The sequence below is a fragment of the Streptomyces sp. NPDC046759 genome, assembly GCF_040645475.1.
In the GTDB taxonomy this organism is placed as follows: Bacteria; Actinomycetota; Actinomycetes; order Streptomycetales; family Streptomycetaceae; genus Streptomyces.
The window spans coordinates 48,771-64,944 of sequence record NZ_JBEYYJ010000010.1; the positions used below are offsets into that span (position 1 = coordinate 48,771).

Genomic DNA, 16,174 nt, shown 5'->3' on the forward strand with positions numbered 1-16,174 from the left:
CCGGCTCCGTCGTCCGGTCAACGGCAGGACGACGACGACGCCTTGGCGCTCCGGTTCCGGAACTGCCTCACTCGTACCGGTAGATGCTGCTCACGTCCTCCAGTTCGTCCGGCGTCACGTCCCACGGCGGCAGTAGCTCGTGCCGGGCCACGATCCTGCCGTGCTGGGAGTCGCGCGGGCCGGGCGGCTCGGCCGGGAGATAGCGGTGGTCGGGGTGCCGCTTCTGCCAGCGGGTCCACTGCAGGTCGACGAAGGCGTGGTGCAGCCAGAAGACGGGGTCGTTGGGGGAGGCTCCTCCCACCATCACCCCGCCGATCCAGCGGTGCACCCGGTTGTGGTTGTGCCAGGAGACGCTGCCCCGGCCCGTCCCCCACCCCTCCAGTTTGTTGCGGAACCCCTTGGTGACCGTCGAGTTCCAGGGCGCCGCGTCATAGACGGGGTCGGCCAGCGCCGCCTCCAGATCACGGGCGGTCGGCAGCTCGATGGGGCTGCTGTGGTGGCCCAGATCGCGGGTGAGGTAGTGCACGTCGGTCACGTTCTCGGTGATCTTCCAGTGGCCCGCCCGGTAGGCGAACGGGCCGGTCATCACCTGCCGGTCCGAGCGCCGCCCGTTGCCGCCCAACAGGTCGTCGGTCCACGGCAGGGAGGTGGCCGTGCGGTCGCGGGTCCAGTCCCAGTACGGCACCGTCACCGACGCGTCCACCCGGCGCAGAGCCCGCTCCAGCTCCAGCAGGAGCTTGCGGTGCCAGGGCAGGAAGGAGGGTGCCATGTGGGCGGTGCGCAGCCCGCTTTCGCCGTCGGGGGCGTTGTACTTCATGTGCATCCGCACGAACTCGTCGTACTCGCCGCGCCGTTTGACCTCCAGCAGGGCGTTCACCAGCCGCCGCCGCTCGTTGCGGGTCAGCTTGCCGACGTTCTTACGCGTGTACGTCATGCCCGCCCTCCCCGTGCATCGGCGCCCCGCCCATCGGTCCCGGTGCCACATCACGCAGTTGCTCTCCGGGACTCAGCTCGTCGACCGCTGCGCGGGCCGCGGCGAGTGGGGTCGCGTAGGAGCTGTAGTGGTCGACCATGCTCAGCCAGGTGCCGTCGGCGCGGCGCATCAGGTGCAGTCGGCGGCCGTCGATCGTGATCTCCCACTGGTCGCCGGCGGCCCGGAGGCCGGTGCGGACCGGAACGCCGCGGATGTGGCGTCCGCGGTAGGTCTCGTCGAAGGCGCCGGCCCGCCGCCCGTCGTCAGGGGTGCTCGGGGGCCGCTCGCAGGCCGCGGCCGCAGGGGCGAGCGCGACGGCGACGGCCGAGGCGAGCAGCCTGCGCGTCACGTTTCTGCGTGTGCTCTCCCCGGGCGGCTCCGTGCTCGCGGCCGGTGTTCCGCGCTGCCCGCCCACCGGCGCTCCGCCGACATCTGGAACCATCGTTGCCTCCTCGTCCGGTCAGGTGTCCGAAGCGGTAACCGTCGAGCGGCCCTCCCGGTCACCGCCGTGCGGCCGGATCGGTGACAGCGGCGCGGTGCGCCGGCTCCGGAGCGGACGGGCGCGGGAGTGCTCAGCCGGTCCAGAAGTCCCACCAGCGGGTCAGGATCAGCATGCCGACGACGCCGATGTGCACGAGTGGCAGCACCCAGGTGAACTCCGCGAAGAAGGCCTGCAGCGCAGCCGGCGCGGGCAGGAACCGGTGCCGCACGGCGAACGAGGTCACGTACCAGAACATCAGGATGGTGGCGGCCCAGGCCAGACAGCACCACAGGCACAGCGCGTCGATCCGGTACAGCGACTCGAACTGCAGCCAGGACACGAACCCGACCCCGAACAGACAGCCCGCGTCGAAGGTCAGCCAGTACCAGCGGGGAAAGGCGGCGCCGGCCAGCAGGCTCATGCCCACGCAGATCACGACGCCGTAGGCCACCAGGCCGAGCATCGGATTGGGGAAGCCGAAGACCGAGGCCTGTGCGCTCTTCATGACGCTGCCGCAGGACACCACCGGGTTCAGGCTGCACCCGGGCGTGAAGTTCGGGTTCTTCAGCAGCTTGAACTCGTCGAGGGTGATGACCCAGGAGGCCAGCAGCCCGCCCGCGCCCGTGAGGACCAGGAGGAGCGCGAAACCACGGCTGCCGCCCGCCGCCCGGGGCACCTGGGGGGTTGAGGTCACCGCGTGACCCTATCGGCACCGTGCGGGAGGGCCCGGCGCCCGCTCACCCGACCGGTGGAGCGCGGCCGGCGCGCCACACGATCGGGGGACGCTCCGCCACGGCCCTCGATCCGCCCCTCGATCCGCGCTCGGTCCCACGGACCGACACCCGTTGACCGTTGCCTATTGACCGTTGCCTATTGACCGTCGCTCATTGCCCATTGCCCACCGCCTGTTGACCATTGCCTATTGACCAGCGCCTACGGGTGAGTAAGTTGACCCTCCAGTAAGTCCACGTGGGTCCGTACCTCAGCACGTCAGCCGCGCCGCGACCGGGAGCCGTCATGGGCGTACGCAGGGATCTGAAACGGGCTCGGCAGCGCGCCGACCTTGCGGCTCGTGCGCGGACCGAGCTGGTCAGGGACGAGACCGGCACGGTGCGCGAGGTCCGCACCGCCCCGCTGGCGCCCCGTGGCGCCGGCGGCGCCATCGCCGGCATCCCGTTCACCAACGCGGAGGAGGCGCCCGGCGCCGTGGTCATGCGCCGCCGGGAGGGCGGCCACTGGTGCCCGGTGACCGCCGCCGCCTTCGCCCGCGAGGTCGCCGACGTCGCCAAGGGGCTGATCGCGGCCGGTCTGGAACCCGGAGGCCGCGTCGCCGTGATGTCCCGCACCCGCTACGAGTGGACGGTCCTGGACTTCGCGATCTGGGCCGCGGGCGGCCAGAGCGTCCCCGTCTACGCCACCTCCTCCGCCGAGCAGGTCGAGTGGATCGTCCGCGACTCCGGTGCCCGTTTCGTCGTCACCGAGACGGCCGAGAACGCCGCAACGGTCACCACCGGCACGGCCGGCCACCCCCGGCCCCCGCGCCTGTGGCAGCTCGACGCCCGGGCGCTGCCCGAACTCGTCGCCCTCGGACGGGACGTCCCCGACGAGGAGGTCACCCGGCGCCGCACGGCCCTGACGCCCGACTCGGTGGCCACGATCTGCTACACCTCCGGCACCACCGGACGTCCCAAGGGCTGCGTTCTCACCCACGCCAACCTCCACGCCGAGGCCGCCAACACGGTCGAGCTGCTCCACCCGGTCTTCGAGGCGGTCACCGGGCAGACCGCCTCCACCCTCCTCTTCCTGCCGCTCGCGCACGTCCTCGGCCGCACCCTGCAGATCGCCTGTCTGCTGGCCCGGATCGAGCTGGGTCACTGCGCGAGCGTCAAGCCGGACGAACTGCGGCCGATGCTGAAGGAGTTCCGCCCCACCTTCCTGGTCGGTGTGCCGTACCTCTTCGAGAAGATCCACGACACCGGGCGCGCCACCGCCGAGCGGATCGGCCGGGGTGCGTCCTTCGACCGCGCCGACCGGGTGGGGGTGCGCTTCGCCGAGGCGTACCTGAAGAAGTTCCTCGGCACGGGCAAGGGCCCGGGGATCGGTCTGTACGCCGCCTGGGCACTGTACGACCTGCTGGTCTACCGGCGCGTCCGCAAGGAGCTCGGCGGCCGGATGCGCTACGCCATCAGCGGCGGCTCCCCGCTCGACCGCAACCTCAGCCTGTTCTTCCTCGCGGCCGGCATCGTCGTCTACGAGGGGTACGGCCTGACCGAGACCACGGCCGCCGCCACCATCGTCCCGCCGCTGGAGCCGCGCCCGGGCACGGTCGGCCTGCCGGTGCCCGGCACCGCGGTGCGCATCGCCGACGACGGTGAGGTCCTCGTCAAGGGCGGGGTGGTGTTCGGGGCGTACTGGGACAACCCGGCGGCGACGGACGCGGTGCTGGCCGACGGCTGGTTGGCCACCGGCGACCTCGGCTCCTTCGACGCCGACGGCTACCTCACCATCACCGGCCGCAAGAAGGACCTCCTCATCACCTCCGGCGGCAAGAACGTCTCCCCGGCCCTCCTGGAGGACCGGCTGCGCAGCCGCCCGCCCGTCGGCCAGTGCCTCGTCGTCGGCGACAGGCGTCCCTTCGTCGCCGCCCTCGTCACGCTGGACCCCGAGGCGGTCGCCCACTGGCTGGCGGTGCGTGGGATGGCCCCGGACACCCCGATGGCGCAGGTGGTCCGGGACCCGCGGATGCGCGCCGACGTGCAGCTAGCCGTGGACTACGCCAACGAGGCCGTCTCACGCGCCGAGTCGATCCGCGCCTTCGCGCTGGTCGAGGGCGAGTTCAGCGAGGAGAACGGGCTGCTGACGCCGTCCCTGAAGGTCAAGCGGCAGGCGGTGGCGACCGCGTACGCGCAGCAGATCGAGGCGCTGTACGGCTGATGAGCCCGCAGGCCCGCGGGCTGGCATTCGGGTGAATTCCCGGGCGATCCAGCACTCTCGGTTTCCTCGGGCCTCCATCGTTCGTTCACAGTCCGCGGGCCGTGGCGGGTGTGGACGTGCGGCAGCACGGTCCCTGCGACGGCCCTGCGGAAACCGGCATCGAGAAGGTCGCACCGACGACCGCCGCCGGTTACCCCTTCCCGCCTGAGAGAAAGACAACGAGAGTGCGACAGACCTTGACCAAGGGACTGGTCGTGGCAGCCGCCGCGACCAGTGCCCTGACTCTGTCCGGCACATGGGCGTTCGCGGACTCCGGTCCGCAGGCGACAGGGGCCGACTCCCACACCGCGCTGTCGGACGACACGGCGCAAAAGGACTCCCCGGCCGAGACGAGTGCCCTGAAGGTGATCCCCGGCGCGGATGCCGCCGTGCACCAGGCGCGCACATTGACGGGGCTCACGGCCCCGGCCTCCGGCAGCCGCACGACGAAGGCCGGTGAGGCGAAGGCCGGTAAGGCGAAGGCCGGTGAGACGAAGGCCCGTGAGACGAAGGCCCGTGAGGCGAAGGCCGACTGGACGAAGGGCGGTGAACAGGGCTACGGCTACGACGACGAGTCGAGCGACCAGAGCTACGGCGGCGACGAGCACTCCTCCTGCAGCTGCCACGGCGAGGACACGCCCACGCCCACCCCGACGCCGCCGCCCCACAAGTCCGCCCCGCCGGTGACGCCCGCCCCGTCCAAGACGCCGCCCGCGAAGCCGTCGCAGCCGCCCGCGCCGCCCGCGCCGCCCGCGATGGCGAAGACGGGCGCCGAGGGCACCCTCGCCGCCACGGCCGCCAGCGGGGTACTGCTGGCCGCCGGAGCCGTCCTGTACCGGCGAGGCCGGACCTCGGCCCGTCGGTAGGACTCCGGGTGCCGGACGGCGGCTCACGCCCGGCACCCGCCGGTCATCCTTGTGGCCGATCGGCGCCGAGCCACCCGACTCAGTTGGTGCAATGAGCGTATATATGGCTATGACCCAGTGACTGGGACATAGCCGCACCAAAGGAGTAGGAATGACGTCCGAGTGCCGCCGGTCCCTGAGGCGAGTGGCCTTCATCGCCGCCGGGGTGTGCGTGGCGGCGGCCTTCATTCCCAGCCCCGTCCTCAGGGGTGACGCCCCGACGGGTCTGGCCGCGCGGCCCTGCGCATCGACGGCGCAGTCCACGCCGGCCGTGTCCGTGCAGGCGCCGCCCGCCGGCACGACGCCTTCCGGCTGCCCCCCGAACGGGACGGGCTCCCTGGGGGCGGCCGACCGGCCCGCGTTCGGCGCCTACCTCGACTACGGGCCCCCCGGTGTGGAGCTGATGAAGCAGTTCAGCGCATGGCTCGACGGCTCCGAGGTGCGTGTGGGGCGCACGTACCTGCCGGGGGACCTGTGGAGCAACATCGAGGGCCTGCCGGGCTTCCTCGACAGCTGGGCGGCATGGCGGCGAGCCAAGGCCGACCGGCTTTTCGTGCTCAACGTGCCCCTGATGGAACGCAACGAAGCGCGCCTTCCCGACACGGAGGTCAGACAGCTGCTGCGGCGCGCCGCGGCGGGCGAGTTCGACCAGCACTTCCGGGTGCTGGCCCAGCATCTCGTCGGCCTGGGGGTGCCGGACACGATCCTCGTGCTCGGCTGGGAGATGAACGGCATCACCTACACCCACCGCTGCGGCCCCGCTCCGGAGGACTGGAAGACGTACTGGCGGCGCATCGTCAAAGTCATGCGCTCCGTGCCCGGGCAGAAATTCAGGTTCGACTTCGCCCCGAACCGGGGCGCGGACGCGGTTCCGTGGCCGAAGTGCTACCCCGGTGACGACGTCGTCGACATCATCGGCATGGACTCGTACGACCAGCCGGCGGGAGTCACGTTCGACCAGCAGGTGTCCGAGCCCTTCGGCCTGCAGTACCAGGTCGACTTCGCGAAGAAGCACGGCAAGCCGATCTCGTACCCCGAGTGGGGCCTGTTCCGCAACGGTGACAACGCGACGTACACGCTGCGCATGCTCGCGTGGCTGGACGAGCACAAGCCGCTGTACCAGACGGTCACCGACTACTGCCCGCACGGCGTGTGGCTGTGCTCCACCAATCCGCGGTCGTCCGCCATCTACCGGGCGTACCTGTCCGGCGGGTCCACGCCGGCTCCCACACCGCAGCCGTCGAGTCCCACACCGCAGCCGTCGGTTCCGGCGGCACCGCCGACCCCACCGCGCCCCTGCCCGTGCGGCCCGGCGGAAACACCGGCGGCAGGACCGACAGAGAAACCGGCGGAGAAACGGGCGGAGAAACCGGCGGAGAAGCCGAGGGGAAACCCACGCTAGTCGGATCCGGCCGGGGCGGTGCGGCGCAGGACCCTCCTCCCGCAGTGCCGGGCCGCGGCGCCGCAGACGGCGGCGGCCAGCAGGGGCGCGGTGCGCCGGCGGGCCAGCAGGAAGCGCTGGTTGACGACCGTCTCGGGAAGCCAGCGGTACTTGTACGGTTCGTTGCCGCGCAGCAGGCTCAGCACCGCGAGCCCGTCGGCGGCGGCGTCGTCGGCGGCCGCGCCCAGCATCATCGTCACCGCGTCCACCTTGCGCTCACGCAGCACCGGGTGGACTCCGTACAGGTATTTCCCCGCCAGCTTCCCTGACACCAGGGTCAGATCGACGGCCACGACCTCGTCCTCCAGCACGAACTCCTTCACCACGGCCTCACCGCGCCGGACCAGGGGAACCACGGACCGGATCAGGTGGTCGAGGAAGCGTGGCCGCAGATGCTCCGGATTCACCTTCCTGCCCTCCCACTGCAACCGGTGCAGTTCCAGCAGCCGCCGCAGCGCGGTCTCGGCCTCGCGGTGATCCACGCTGCGCCACTCGATCCCGAGCTTCTTCAGCCTGTTCTGCTTGTTGCGCACCCGCTGGGCGCGTGCCCGGGGCAGCCGCTTGACCAGTTCCTCCATGGGCAGGGCGGGGATCTCCAGGCAGACCGAGCCGGTCAGGCGCCGGCGCGGGCCGCGCCAGGCCTGGTAGACCCGTTCCAGCGCACTGCCGGGCCGCACCTCGCGAAAGTCGATCAGGGCGGTACGAGCCAGGTCGGCCAGGGCGTCCGCCAGTGCCGCCGTGCCCTGCGCCGCCGCCGTCTCGTCCAGGAGCACGTCGCAGAAGTCGGAGATGTCGCCGCCGATCGGCGCGAGCGCCGGCAACGGGCCGGGGAGGCGCATCAGCGGTGCCGCAGCCACCAGTTCCCCGCCCGCACGCACCAGAACCAGCCGGAGCCTGCCCGGCGTTCCGTACGACAGCCACCACGAGTGCAGCCAGGCGTGGCTCTGGAAGGTCGTCGCGGACCGGCAGGCGCGGTGCAGGTTGTCCCACTCCCCCGCCAGGTCGGCGAAGGCCTGCTCGTCGGTGCGCACTTCCACCGACACGGCGGGGCCGAGGCCGGCGGTCACCGGACCTCCTGGCTGTCGGCGGCGGGAGCCGGACCGGGCAACTGCGCCCGCCGCGCGGCGCCGTCCGCCACCGCTCCCCGCGGCCGGGCGAGCAGCACCAGGCCGCCCAACAGCCCTCCGGCCGCGGCACCCACGAGCGCGGTCAGCGCCGGCGGCTCGGACGACGGCTCGTCGGGCCTGAGGGCACGGGACAGGTGCACGAGCGCGATGCCGGTGGCCCGCTTCGTCCGGTCGGCCTGCTCGGTCAATGCGTCCGACACGGCGTTGGCGAGGTCGGCGGCCTGGCCGGGGCGCCCGGAGGTCGCCGTGATCGCGATCATCGGCGCGTCGGGCGAGGTGGCGGCGCGGACGCTGTCGTGCAGCTTCCGCACCGGTACCCCCGCCCGCACCTGTGCCTGCCCCAGCTCGGCGAGCTGCACCAGCGCACGGCCGTAGCCCTGGGCGAAGCCGATGGTCGCCGCGGAGTCGGACTGCGTCCTGTCGGCCGGTACGGCGATGACATAGCTCGTGGCCGTGTACTGGGCCGGTGTCACCACTGCGTACGCGACACCGGCAGCGGCACCCAGGAGCACACCGGCCGGGACCGCGCACCACAGCGCCAGTCGGGATGCACGCGCGGGAGCCCGGCGGGGCGGTCGAACGGGCGACGGGGGGCTGTCGGACATGAGAACCTCACTTCCTGGTCGGTCCGGACAGCACGGCCGTGTACACGTCCATCAGCTGCCCGGCGGTTCGCTCGATGCCGTAGTGCCGCACGGCGTCCGGGACGGCACGTTCGCCGGGGCCCGCCGCGCGCAGCCGCAGCAGTTCCCGGACGTACGCGTCGGTGCCGCCCGCGACGCGTCGGGCGCCCGGCGCGAAGTCCGGCGGCAGGTCGTCGACGGCGGGACACGTCGTGTACAGCACGGGCAACCCGGCCGCGAGCGCCTCCAGGACGGCCAGGCCGAAGGCCTCCTCGGCCGACGGGGCGGCGAGCACGTCCATCGCGGACAGCAGGGAGGCCAGACCCGGCGTGTGGTCCCGGGGGGCCGGCAGATACGGCCGCTCCCCGGTGAACACCACCCGGTCGGCGACCCCCAGGTCGTGGGCGGTGCGCCGCAGCGCCCCCTCCTCGCCGCCACTGCCGACCAGCAGCAGCCGTACGTCGCCGGGGAGCCGGGCCAGCGCACGCACGAGGAGGTCGAAGCGCTTGCCCACGGTCAGGCGGCCGATGCCGCCGACGACGTACGCGTCCTGCGGGATCCCGTGGAACGCACGGGCCTGCCCGCGCCGCGCCGCGTCGTAACGGAACAGGGAGGCGTCGATACCGTTGGGGATGACCCGGATGCGCGGGCCGGGCACACCCCACCGGCGCAGCCGTTCGGCCACGGTCGGTGAGACGGCGATCGTGGCGCGTCCGAGCCGCTCGCCGGCCAGGTACAGGGCCCGGACGCCGGGGGTCAGTCGGCGTCGCTCGATCCGGGTGTCGCCCAGGGAGTGTTCCGTGGCCACCACCGTCCGCACCCCGGCCAGGCGCGCCGCGATCCGGCCGTACAGACAGGCCCGGTACAGATGCGTGTGCACGACGTCGTAGCCGCCGTCCCGGATCAGGCCGGTCAGCCGCGGCAGGGCGCTCAGGTCGCGGTTGCCGCTCATGCCGAGGTCGGTGACCCGGACGCCGTCGGCGCGCAGACCCTCGGCGACCGGGCCCGGGTTGGCCAGCGTCACCACGTCGCACCGGACGGGCAGGTGCCGCAGCAGCAGGCGCAGTTGCTGCTCCGCGCCGCCGACGCCGAGGCCGGTGATGACGTGCAGGGCCTTCACCGTGCCCCCAGGGCTCGACCGCGGAGACGGGCGAGGCGTCTTTTCAGTTCGAGGCGTACGGGGCTGTCGGCCTGTGCGATGTGCAGCCGAGGCAGCGCGAGGTCGCCTGCGAGGTCGGGAGCGGGCGCGATGGCGCAGGCGTAGGCGTAGCCGGCGTCGCGTACGGCGGCCCGGACGCGCGCGTCGACCCGGCCGTAGGGGTAGCAGAATCCCTCTACGTCGGCGTCGAGGAGCGCGGCCAGGGCGGAGCGGCTGCGCTCGACCTCGGCGCGCAGTTCCTGCGGGCCGGCCTGGGTGAGGTCGAGGTGCGTGAGGCCGTGCGAGGCGATCTCGATGCCCGCGGCCGCGGCCCGGCGGATGCCGTCGGCGTCGAGGAGACGCTTGCGCGGGCCGAGCGGGTCCCAGTCGTTCTCGCCGTCGAGCCGCCCGGGCAGCACGAACACGGTGGCCCCGCATTCCCGGCGGCTGAGAACGGGCAGCGCCGCGGTGACGAAGTCGGCGTAGCCGTCGTCGAAGGTGAGCCCGACCAGTCCGCGTTCCTGTCCCCGTGCCCGGGCCGCCAGCAGCTCGCGCATGCTGACCCCGCGCAGACCGCGGCGGCGCAGCCAGGCCAGCTGGCGGTCGAGTCGGGCGGGCGAGACGGTGATGTCGTACGGGTCCTCCGGGTCGTCCGAGACGGAGTGGTACATGGCCACCCAGGCCGCGGGCCCCTGTTTCCGGCGTTCCCGTGCGACCGGGTCGCAGCCCGGCTCGGTGGGGTGGGGAGGTACCGGGACGTCAACGGCCATGGCTTGCCCCTCGTTCGACTAGGCCTCGGACTGTGTGCGCGGCGCGGGCCGGCAGGGACCGGGTTCCTGCCACGTCGAGAGCCCAGACCAGCGCGAGGAAGACGGCCGTCACGCTCACGCAGCCCACGGCGACGGCGGCCGGGGGCGAGGTGAACGGCCTTGTGCAGACGGCGCCGGCTCCGGCGGCGCACAGGGCGGCGCCCACCGGCTTGGCCAGCTCGGCCACGACCCGGTGGACACGCACGGGTACGCTGCGGGCGCCCAGCCCGTGCAGCAGGAGCAGCGCGGTGAGCGTGATGCCGGCGGCGTTGGCCGCGGCGATGCCGCGCGCGCCCCAGAACCCCACCGCCCAGGCGCCGGCGCCGATGGTGACGGTCAGGCCCACGGCCATCGCGCCCAGCGGGTACCAGGTGGCGCGGCCCGTCGAGAAGTAGGCCCGCACGAGCGCCCCGACCAGTGTGTGGCCGAGCAGCCCGAGCGCGTACACCCGCATCGTGGACGCGGTCGCGGCGGTGTCCGCGGCGGTGAACGCGCCGTGCTGGAAGAGCAGTTCGATGATCTGCGGTGCGCAGGCCACGATCACGGCGGTGCCCAGCAGCACGAGACAGCCCACCAGCACCAGGTCCCGCTCGGTCCGGTCCCGGGCCTGCCGCAGGTCGCCCTCGGCGATGGCCCTCGCCAGCACGGGAAAGGTGACCACACACACCATCAGCGACAGCGACATGGGCAACTGCGCCACTTTCTGGGCGTAGTTGAGGTGTGAGATCGCACCGGCGGGCAGCGCGGACGCGAAATAGCGTTCCGCGAAGACCTGCGCCTGGCGGCACAGCACGAACAGCAGCACCGACGTGACCAGGGCCGGCGTCAGCGGCCGCAGGCCGTCCCCCGCCCGGGCGGGCAGCGGCTGCGGGCCGGGTCCACCGGAGATCCTGCGCCACAGGGACGGGGCCTGGAGGGTGACCATCAGGCATCCGCCGAGCGCCACGCCCAGCGCGGCCGCCCGTACACCCCAGTGTGCTCCGAAGCCGTACACCGTGCCGATGACGGCGATGTTGAGCGCGACGGAGATCGCCGCCGGAGCGACGAACGAGCCGTGCGCCCGCAGCGCCGCACTGCAGTACCCGGCCAGTCCGAAGGTCAGCACACAGGTCGCGGTCAGCCGGGTGCAGTCCGCGGCGAGGGACGCCTCGGGCAGGCCGGGCGCGAGGAGGGAGACCAGCAGCGGTGCGCCCGCGACGAGCGCCAGGGCCGCTGCGGCGAGGCCCAGGCACAGTCGTGGCAGGGAGGCGGCGACCAGCGCGCGCACCGGGTCGACCGCACCGGGCGCCCGGCCCCGCCGGGCCAGTGCCACGCTGAACGCGGGGACCAGCACATAGGCCATGCCGGCATCGATCAGCAGCGTCGCCGCCGTCTCGGACACGGTCCAGGCCACCAGGAAGGCATCGGTGTCCGCCCCGGCCCCGAAGAGATGGGCCAGGGCCTGGTCCCGTCCGAGCCCGAGCAGTGACCCGGCCACGGACAGCGCGGCGGAGATCAGGGTGGCCTTCGCGAGGAAGCGGCCCGAGACGGGTCCCGGGAAGGTCTCCTGCGCCGTGGCCGGGGCGGCGTCGCGGTGGGTGCCGGCTGCGGCCGGGGGGCCCGCCGTCTCGCGGCCGTGTGCCGTGCCCGGCTCGGGCACCGTCGGCCCGGACGTGTCCTGCGCCGCCGGGGGCGTCGGTCTCATCGTGGGACCTCCGACGTCGCCCGGGCCGGGGCGGCCGCCGCGCCGGGGGCGACGGCCCACCAGGCGGCGAGCCCCAGGAGTACGGCCGTCAGGACGCTGTTGGGGCCGCCGATGTCGGAGTACAGGTAGTCGACGAGCTGCCACAGCAGCAGCCCGCAGACGGCGACGGCGCAGTCCCGGGCGCGTTGCGCCCGCCGCAGCCGTCCCAGTGCGCGCACCAGCAGCGCCATCCAGCTGCCCGCCACCGTGAGCACGCCCAGCAGGCCTTGTTCGCTGAGCATCAGGAGATACATGTTGTGCGGCGAGAGCAGGGGCTGGCGCCAGTAGGGCCGGCCCGCCCCCTCCGTGTCGCTGCCCGACGACAGCGCGAGCGAGGCATGCCCGTCCCGGTGCACGGGGAAGGCCTTCAACCCGACGCCCGTCACCGGGTGTTCGCGCCACATGCCGGTGGCCGCCGTCCACAGGCTGTAGCGGTCGACCACGGACTGGTCCGGTGCGTCGGTGACGCGGGTGATGCTGGCCAGCCGCTCCTGCAGGGCCGCGGTGCCCACACCGAGACCGCCGACCAGCACCACCGAGGCCGCCACCGCGGCCGCGCACACCTTCGCCGCGCGGGCCGGCCCGGCCGACAGCAGCTGCGCCCCGCAGGCGACGGCCGTGGCGATCCAGGCGCCGCGGCTGAAGGAGACGGTGAGCGGCACGAGCAGCACCAGCGCACACGCGGCCGCCGCGATCCGCTGCCGGCGCCGCGCGGCGCCGATGGCGAGGCCGGTCGCAGCCACCGTCCCGAACGCCACGACGGTGGCCATGCCCATCACATCGGTCGGCCCGAACGTGCCCACCGCCCGGATGTCGGCCCCCTGGTACGAGGCCCCGGTCGCCGTGAGGTACTGGTGCACCCCGATCGCGCCCTGCCACAGCGCGAGGCCGACCAGCGACCACAGCACCAGCCGGGCGTCGTGCCGGTCGCGCACCAGCAGCACCACCGCGACCGGGACGAGTACGAACAGCTGCAGGTAGCGGGCCAGTCCGGCGAGGCTGTCACCGGGCGTCGCCGCCCCGATCGCGGCGACCGCGATGCCCACCACCGGCAGCCCCATCAGGACCGCGGCGGTCCCCGTCAGCGGGCGCCGTGCCCGCCGCGCGGTCCATACGACGGCCCACAGCACGACCAGCCCCGAGACCGCGTCGGCGGGGGTGGCCCTGCTGTCGGGTGCGGTCGGCAGACCCATCATGACGACGATCGCCACGACGGGCAGGACCGGCAGGGCACGGTGCAGCGCCGTCAGCGCCAGAGGTGGCAGCACCGCCGCCGGCGACCGCCCGGCAGCAGCCAGGACGCTGCTCTGCGCGGTCATGTGGTGATGGATTCCCTGCTCTGGTTGGGTACCACGACCGGCGTGGTGACCATGCCGAGCAGTTCGCGGTACACGTCGATCACCGCGTCCGTGGTCTGCCGGACGTCGTGGGCCGCGACCACGTGCGCGCGGCCCTGTGCGCCCAGTGCCGCGCGCAACGGTGCGCGGCGCAGCAGCGAGGCGAGTGCCCGTGCCAGCGTCTCGGGGTCCTCCGGCGGCACCAGGCAGTGCGGCAGGTGCCCCGGGGGCAGGCTCTCGCGGGCTCCGTCCACGTCCGTGACCAGGATGGGCCGGGCGCAGGCCATCGCCTCCAGGGGTACGAGCGCCATACCCTCCCAGCGGGACGGCAGCACCACGACGTCGGCGGACCGGTACCAGGGCGCGGCGTCCGGTGCGGGGCCGGCGAACTCCACCGACTCGCGGGCCATCGCGCGCAGCCGGTCCTCGTCCGGACCGTCGCCGACCAGCACCAGCCGGGCGGCGGGCTCCTGCCGCAGGACGGCGGGCCAGGCCTGCAGGAGCACGTCCTGGCCCTTCTGCCGGCACAGCCGCCCCACGCATACGACGAGGGGGCTCGTTCCGGTCCGGGCCCTGATGCCTTCCGGCCGGAACCTGTGGGTGTCGACGCCGTTGGGGATCACATGCCACTGGGCGGTGATGCCGTTCCGCTCGCCGGTGCACCGTTCCGCCTCGCTCACGCACAACACCCGCGTCGCCCACCGCGCCCCGAACTGCTCCCAGCGCAGGGCTGCTTGGGCCATGACGCCGTCCACGGCCTCGAACGACCAGGCGTGCGGCTGAAAGACGGTCGGGACCCGGCCGCGCACCGCGAGCCGCGCCGCGAGCCCCGCCTTCGCGCTGTGCGCATGCACCACGTCGGGCCGCGCCTCGCGCAGCAACCGCGCCAGCCGCCCCACCTCACCGGCGAGTTGAGGACCCGGTGGGTGGGTCGCATCCCAGGGCAGCACCCTGCAGCCCGCCGCGCGCAGTGCGTCCGTCAGCCTGCCGTCCCGCGGGCAGGCCACGGTGACGCGCAGCCCCGCGGCGACCTGTGCCGCGGCCAGGTCCGTCACGAACCGGGCGACACCGCCCTCCACGGGCTGAGTGACGTGCAGGACATGCGGCTCGCGCGCGGCGGACCGCGGCGCACGGCGCGGGACGGATACGAGGGGAATGCGCATGACCGAGGCTTCCCTTCCGAAGAAACATTCCGAACCCCGTCACGGAGCGCAGGGAACGCAGGTTCGACATAAACACATCGGATTCGAGATGCAACACTAGCCGCTTATCCGCCTTTTCCCGGGAGGCCGTCAATCGTGTCGGAAAACACGACCCCTTTCAGGGGAATAATCCGATAAAAATTCCGCGGAGTCATTCAGGATGTATGAGTTCCGGGAACCTGCCGCCTGCGGAGTTTCCCGCGACGCCTTCCACTCGTTATCCCAGCGGAAGCGAGTCGAAAGGAACCCCATGAAGAATCTGAAGGCTGCCGCTCTCATGGCCGGGGCCCTGGTCATCGCCGGCGCCGCGGCGCCCGCTGTTGCCGCGGACCTGCCGGGGCAGGGCCTCCTCGAGGACGGGAAGTCGGTCGCCCGCACGCTCCCGAACGCAGCCGAGGTCCCCGCGGGCGGACTGGCCGGCAACGTCAAGGAGACGGCGCAGGGCGTGAAGAAGTCCGGCGTCGTCAAGACCCCCGTCTTCGGCGGCATGCTGCCGAACCCCCTCAACGGCAAGCCTCCCGCCGCGCTTCCGGCCCTCAAGTAGAGGACGTGTCCTGCCGGGCCGAAAAGGCCGGCTCCGCCTGCCGCGGAGCCGGCCTTCTTCGTGTGCGGGAAAAGCAGCTGGCGGCCCACCGAGTATCGACGGGCCGCCAGGCTGTGAGCTGCTCAGAACAGAAGGCCGCCGACGTAGGGGGCGTTCTGCGCCTGGTTGACGTCCGCCGTGTCGCAGGCGGCGTAGTGCGAGTTCGGCGCGACGGTCGCGGCGCCGCCCAGGACGCCGACGGCGCCGTTGGACCACGGCGCGATGCAGCGGCCGTCGACGAGCGAGCCGTTGGAGACGAGGAGGCCCTGCTGAGGGGAGTTCACGACGACCGGGGACTCCGAGAAGCCGCTGCCGCCGGTGACGTTGGTGTGGTTGTCGTCGGCCGCAGCGGCGCCACCGGCCGCCAGGACGAGACCCGCGGCCAGGACGGACAGGGCCGTAACCTTCTTACGCATAGATGCGCCTTTCGGGATGGGAGGGGAAGGTCGGGCGGGAACGTCAGCCGACGTCCCCGCCCTGCTCCGGATGGTTCGGAGCGCAAAGGGGGCTCAGAAGAGCAGGCCGCCCTGGTAACCGGCGTTCTGCGCCTGGTTCACGCTCGCCGTGTCGCAGGCGGCGTAGTGCGAGTTCGGCGCGATGGTCGCGGCACCGCCGATGACGGCGCCGACGGCGCCGTTGGACCAGGGAGCGACGCAGCGCAGGTCGGCGAGCGTGCCGTTGGAGACGACGGCGCCCTGCTGCGGGGCGTTCACGACGACCGGGGACGACGAGAAGCCTTTGCCGCCGGTGACCGTCGTGCAGTTGTCGGCTGCGGCGGTGCCGGCGGTCGCGAGGACGACACCCGCGGCGAGGGCGGAGATGGCCGTAACCTTGTTACGCATGGAGTGTCCTTTCCGGA

General features: G+C 72.9%; 16 protein-coding genes. 4 read left to right on the forward strand and 12 right to left on the reverse strand.

Annotated features, from left to right (window positions below):
• Positions 1-67 precede the first annotated feature (67 nt).
• The 3 genes from ABZ919_RS15830 to ABZ919_RS15840 all read right to left on the reverse strand — a co-directional run bounded on the left by ABZ919_RS15830 (position 68) and on the right by ABZ919_RS15840 (position 2,148).
• Complete coding sequence (locus ABZ919_RS15830; RefSeq protein ID WP_361247703.1) at positions 68-934, reverse strand: tyrosinase family protein; 867 nt, start codon at positions 932-934, stop codon at positions 68-70.
• Positions 918-1,415, reverse strand: coding sequence for a tyrosinase family oxidase copper chaperone (locus ABZ919_RS15835; RefSeq protein ID WP_361247705.1), 498 nt, complete (start codon positions 1,413-1,415; stop codon positions 918-920). The genes ABZ919_RS15830 and ABZ919_RS15835 overlap by 17 nt, the downstream gene beginning before the upstream one ends.
• Before the next feature lie 130 nt (positions 1,416-1,545).
• On the reverse strand, positions 1,546-2,148 hold the full coding sequence (locus tag ABZ919_RS15840; RefSeq protein ID WP_361247707.1) for a vitamin K epoxide reductase family protein: 603 nt from the start codon (positions 2,146-2,148) through the stop codon (positions 1,546-1,548).
• Between the two features lie 323 nt (positions 2,149-2,471).
• On the opposite strand from ABZ919_RS15840, the gene ABZ919_RS15845 reads away from it, so the two are divergent.
• The 3 genes from ABZ919_RS15845 to ABZ919_RS15855 all read left to right on the forward strand — a co-directional run bounded on the left by ABZ919_RS15845 (position 2,472) and on the right by ABZ919_RS15855 (position 6,734).
• Positions 2,472-4,388 (forward strand): AMP-dependent synthetase/ligase, encoded by a 1,917-nt coding sequence (locus ABZ919_RS15845; protein ID WP_361247709.1) that lies wholly within the window; start codon positions 2,472-2,474, stop codon positions 4,386-4,388.
• A gap of 224 nt (positions 4,389-4,612) precedes the next feature.
• Complete coding sequence (locus ABZ919_RS15850; RefSeq protein WP_361247711.1) at positions 4,613-5,293, forward strand: hypothetical protein; 681 nt, start codon at positions 4,613-4,615, stop codon at positions 5,291-5,293.
• 151 nt (positions 5,294-5,444) lie between these two features.
• Positions 5,445-6,734, forward strand: coding sequence for a glycosyl hydrolase (locus ABZ919_RS15855; RefSeq protein ID WP_361247713.1), 1,290 nt, complete (start codon positions 5,445-5,447; stop codon positions 6,732-6,734).
• On the opposite strand, the gene ABZ919_RS15860 is transcribed toward ABZ919_RS15855, so the two are convergent.
• The 7 genes from ABZ919_RS15860 to ABZ919_RS15890 all read right to left on the reverse strand — a co-directional run bounded on the left by ABZ919_RS15860 (position 6,731) and on the right by ABZ919_RS15890 (position 14,693).
• Positions 6,731-7,840: a GNAT family N-acetyltransferase gene (locus tag ABZ919_RS15860; RefSeq protein WP_361247715.1), complete on the reverse strand. Its 1,110-nt coding sequence runs from the start codon at positions 7,838-7,840 to the stop codon at positions 6,731-6,733. The two genes, ABZ919_RS15855 and ABZ919_RS15860, sit on opposite strands and share 4 nt — an antisense overlap.
• On the reverse strand, positions 7,837-8,505 hold the full coding sequence (locus ABZ919_RS15865; protein WP_361247717.1) for a lipopolysaccharide biosynthesis protein: 669 nt from the start codon (positions 8,503-8,505) through the stop codon (positions 7,837-7,839). The genes ABZ919_RS15860 and ABZ919_RS15865 overlap by 4 nt, the downstream gene beginning before the upstream one ends.
• Before the next feature lie 7 nt (positions 8,506-8,512).
• Positions 8,513-9,643 (reverse strand): glycosyltransferase, encoded by a 1,131-nt coding sequence (locus ABZ919_RS15870; RefSeq protein ID WP_361247719.1) that lies wholly within the window; start codon positions 9,641-9,643, stop codon positions 8,513-8,515.
• Positions 9,640-10,332 (reverse strand): polysaccharide deacetylase family protein, encoded by a 693-nt coding sequence (locus ABZ919_RS15875; protein ID WP_361248025.1) that lies wholly within the window; start codon positions 10,330-10,332, stop codon positions 9,640-9,642. The genes ABZ919_RS15870 and ABZ919_RS15875 overlap by 4 nt, the downstream gene beginning before the upstream one ends.
• A gap of 88 nt (positions 10,333-10,420) precedes the next feature.
• Positions 10,421-12,154: a lipid II flippase MurJ gene (locus ABZ919_RS15880; protein WP_361247721.1), complete on the reverse strand. Its 1,734-nt coding sequence runs from the start codon at positions 12,152-12,154 to the stop codon at positions 10,421-10,423.
• Positions 12,151-13,389, reverse strand: a complete 1,239-nt coding sequence (locus tag ABZ919_RS15885; RefSeq protein ID WP_361248027.1) for an O-antigen ligase family protein — start codon at positions 13,387-13,389, stop codon at positions 12,151-12,153. Before ABZ919_RS15885 ends, ABZ919_RS15880 begins: the two co-directional genes overlap by 4 nt.
• Positions 13,390-13,508: 119 nt before the next feature.
• The gene (locus ABZ919_RS15890) at positions 13,509-14,693 is read right to left on the reverse strand and encodes a glycosyltransferase family 4 protein (RefSeq protein ID WP_361247722.1); all 1,185 of its coding nucleotides are present in this window, start codon (positions 14,691-14,693) and stop codon (positions 13,509-13,511) included.
• A 289-nt stretch (positions 14,694-14,982) separates the two neighbouring features.
• Here ABZ919_RS15890 and ABZ919_RS15895 point away from each other — a divergent pair, with 289 nt between their 5' ends.
• Complete coding sequence (locus ABZ919_RS15895) at positions 14,983-15,276, forward strand: hypothetical protein (protein ID WP_361247724.1); 294 nt, start codon at positions 14,983-14,985, stop codon at positions 15,274-15,276.
• A gap of 122 nt (positions 15,277-15,398) precedes the next feature.
• Here the strand turns inward: ABZ919_RS15895 and ABZ919_RS15900 are convergent, their stop codons facing one another.
• Together ABZ919_RS15900 and ABZ919_RS15905 are read right to left on the reverse strand one after the other, a co-directional pair.
• Complete coding sequence (locus ABZ919_RS15900; RefSeq protein WP_361247726.1) at positions 15,399-15,731, reverse strand: hypothetical protein; 333 nt, start codon at positions 15,729-15,731, stop codon at positions 15,399-15,401.
• A gap of 93 nt (positions 15,732-15,824) precedes the next feature.
• Positions 15,825-16,157: a hypothetical protein gene (locus ABZ919_RS15905; protein WP_361247728.1), complete on the reverse strand. Its 333-nt coding sequence runs from the start codon at positions 16,155-16,157 to the stop codon at positions 15,825-15,827.
• Between the last annotated feature and the right edge of the window lie 17 nt (positions 16,158-16,174).

Excerpts from the sequence above, each read along its gene's own strand:
- ABZ919_RS15830 (WP_361247703.1), bottom strand. The coding sequence starts at position 934 with ATGACGTACACGCGTAAGAACGTCGGCAAGCTGACCCGCAACGAGCGG.
- ABZ919_RS15835 (WP_361247705.1), bottom strand. The coding sequence starts at position 1,415 with ATGGTTCCAGATGTCGGCGGAGCGCCGGTGGGCGGGCAGCGCGGAACA.
- ABZ919_RS15845 (WP_361247709.1), top strand. The coding sequence starts at position 2,472 with ATGGGCGTACGCAGGGATCTGAAACGGGCTCGGCAGCGCGCCGACCTT.
- ABZ919_RS15855 (WP_361247713.1), top strand. The coding sequence starts at position 5,445 with ATGACGTCCGAGTGCCGCCGGTCCCTGAGGCGAGTGGCCTTCATCGCC.
- ABZ919_RS15865 (WP_361247717.1), bottom strand. The coding sequence starts at position 8,505 with ATGTCCGACAGCCCCCCGTCGCCCGTTCGACCGCCCCGCCGGGCTCCC.
- ABZ919_RS15875 (WP_361248025.1), bottom strand. The coding sequence starts at position 10,332 with ATGTACCACTCCGTCTCGGACGACCCGGAGGACCCGTACGACATCACC.
- ABZ919_RS15880 (WP_361247721.1), bottom strand. The coding sequence starts at position 12,154 with ATGAGACCGACGCCCCCGGCGGCGCAGGACACGTCCGGGCCGACGGTG.
- ABZ919_RS15885 (WP_361248027.1), bottom strand. The coding sequence starts at position 13,389 with ATGATGGGTCTGCCGACCGCACCCGACAGCAGGGCCACCCCCGCCGAC.
- ABZ919_RS15890 (WP_361247722.1), bottom strand. The coding sequence starts at position 14,693 with ATGCGCATTCCCCTCGTATCCGTCCCGCGCCGTGCGCCGCGGTCCGCC.
- ABZ919_RS15895 (WP_361247724.1), top strand. The coding sequence starts at position 14,983 with ATGAAGAATCTGAAGGCTGCCGCTCTCATGGCCGGGGCCCTGGTCATC.
- ABZ919_RS15900 (WP_361247726.1), bottom strand. The coding sequence starts at position 15,731 with ATGCGTAAGAAGGTTACGGCCCTGTCCGTCCTGGCCGCGGGTCTCGTC.
- ABZ919_RS15905 (WP_361247728.1), bottom strand. The coding sequence starts at position 16,157 with ATGCGTAACAAGGTTACGGCCATCTCCGCCCTCGCCGCGGGTGTCGTC.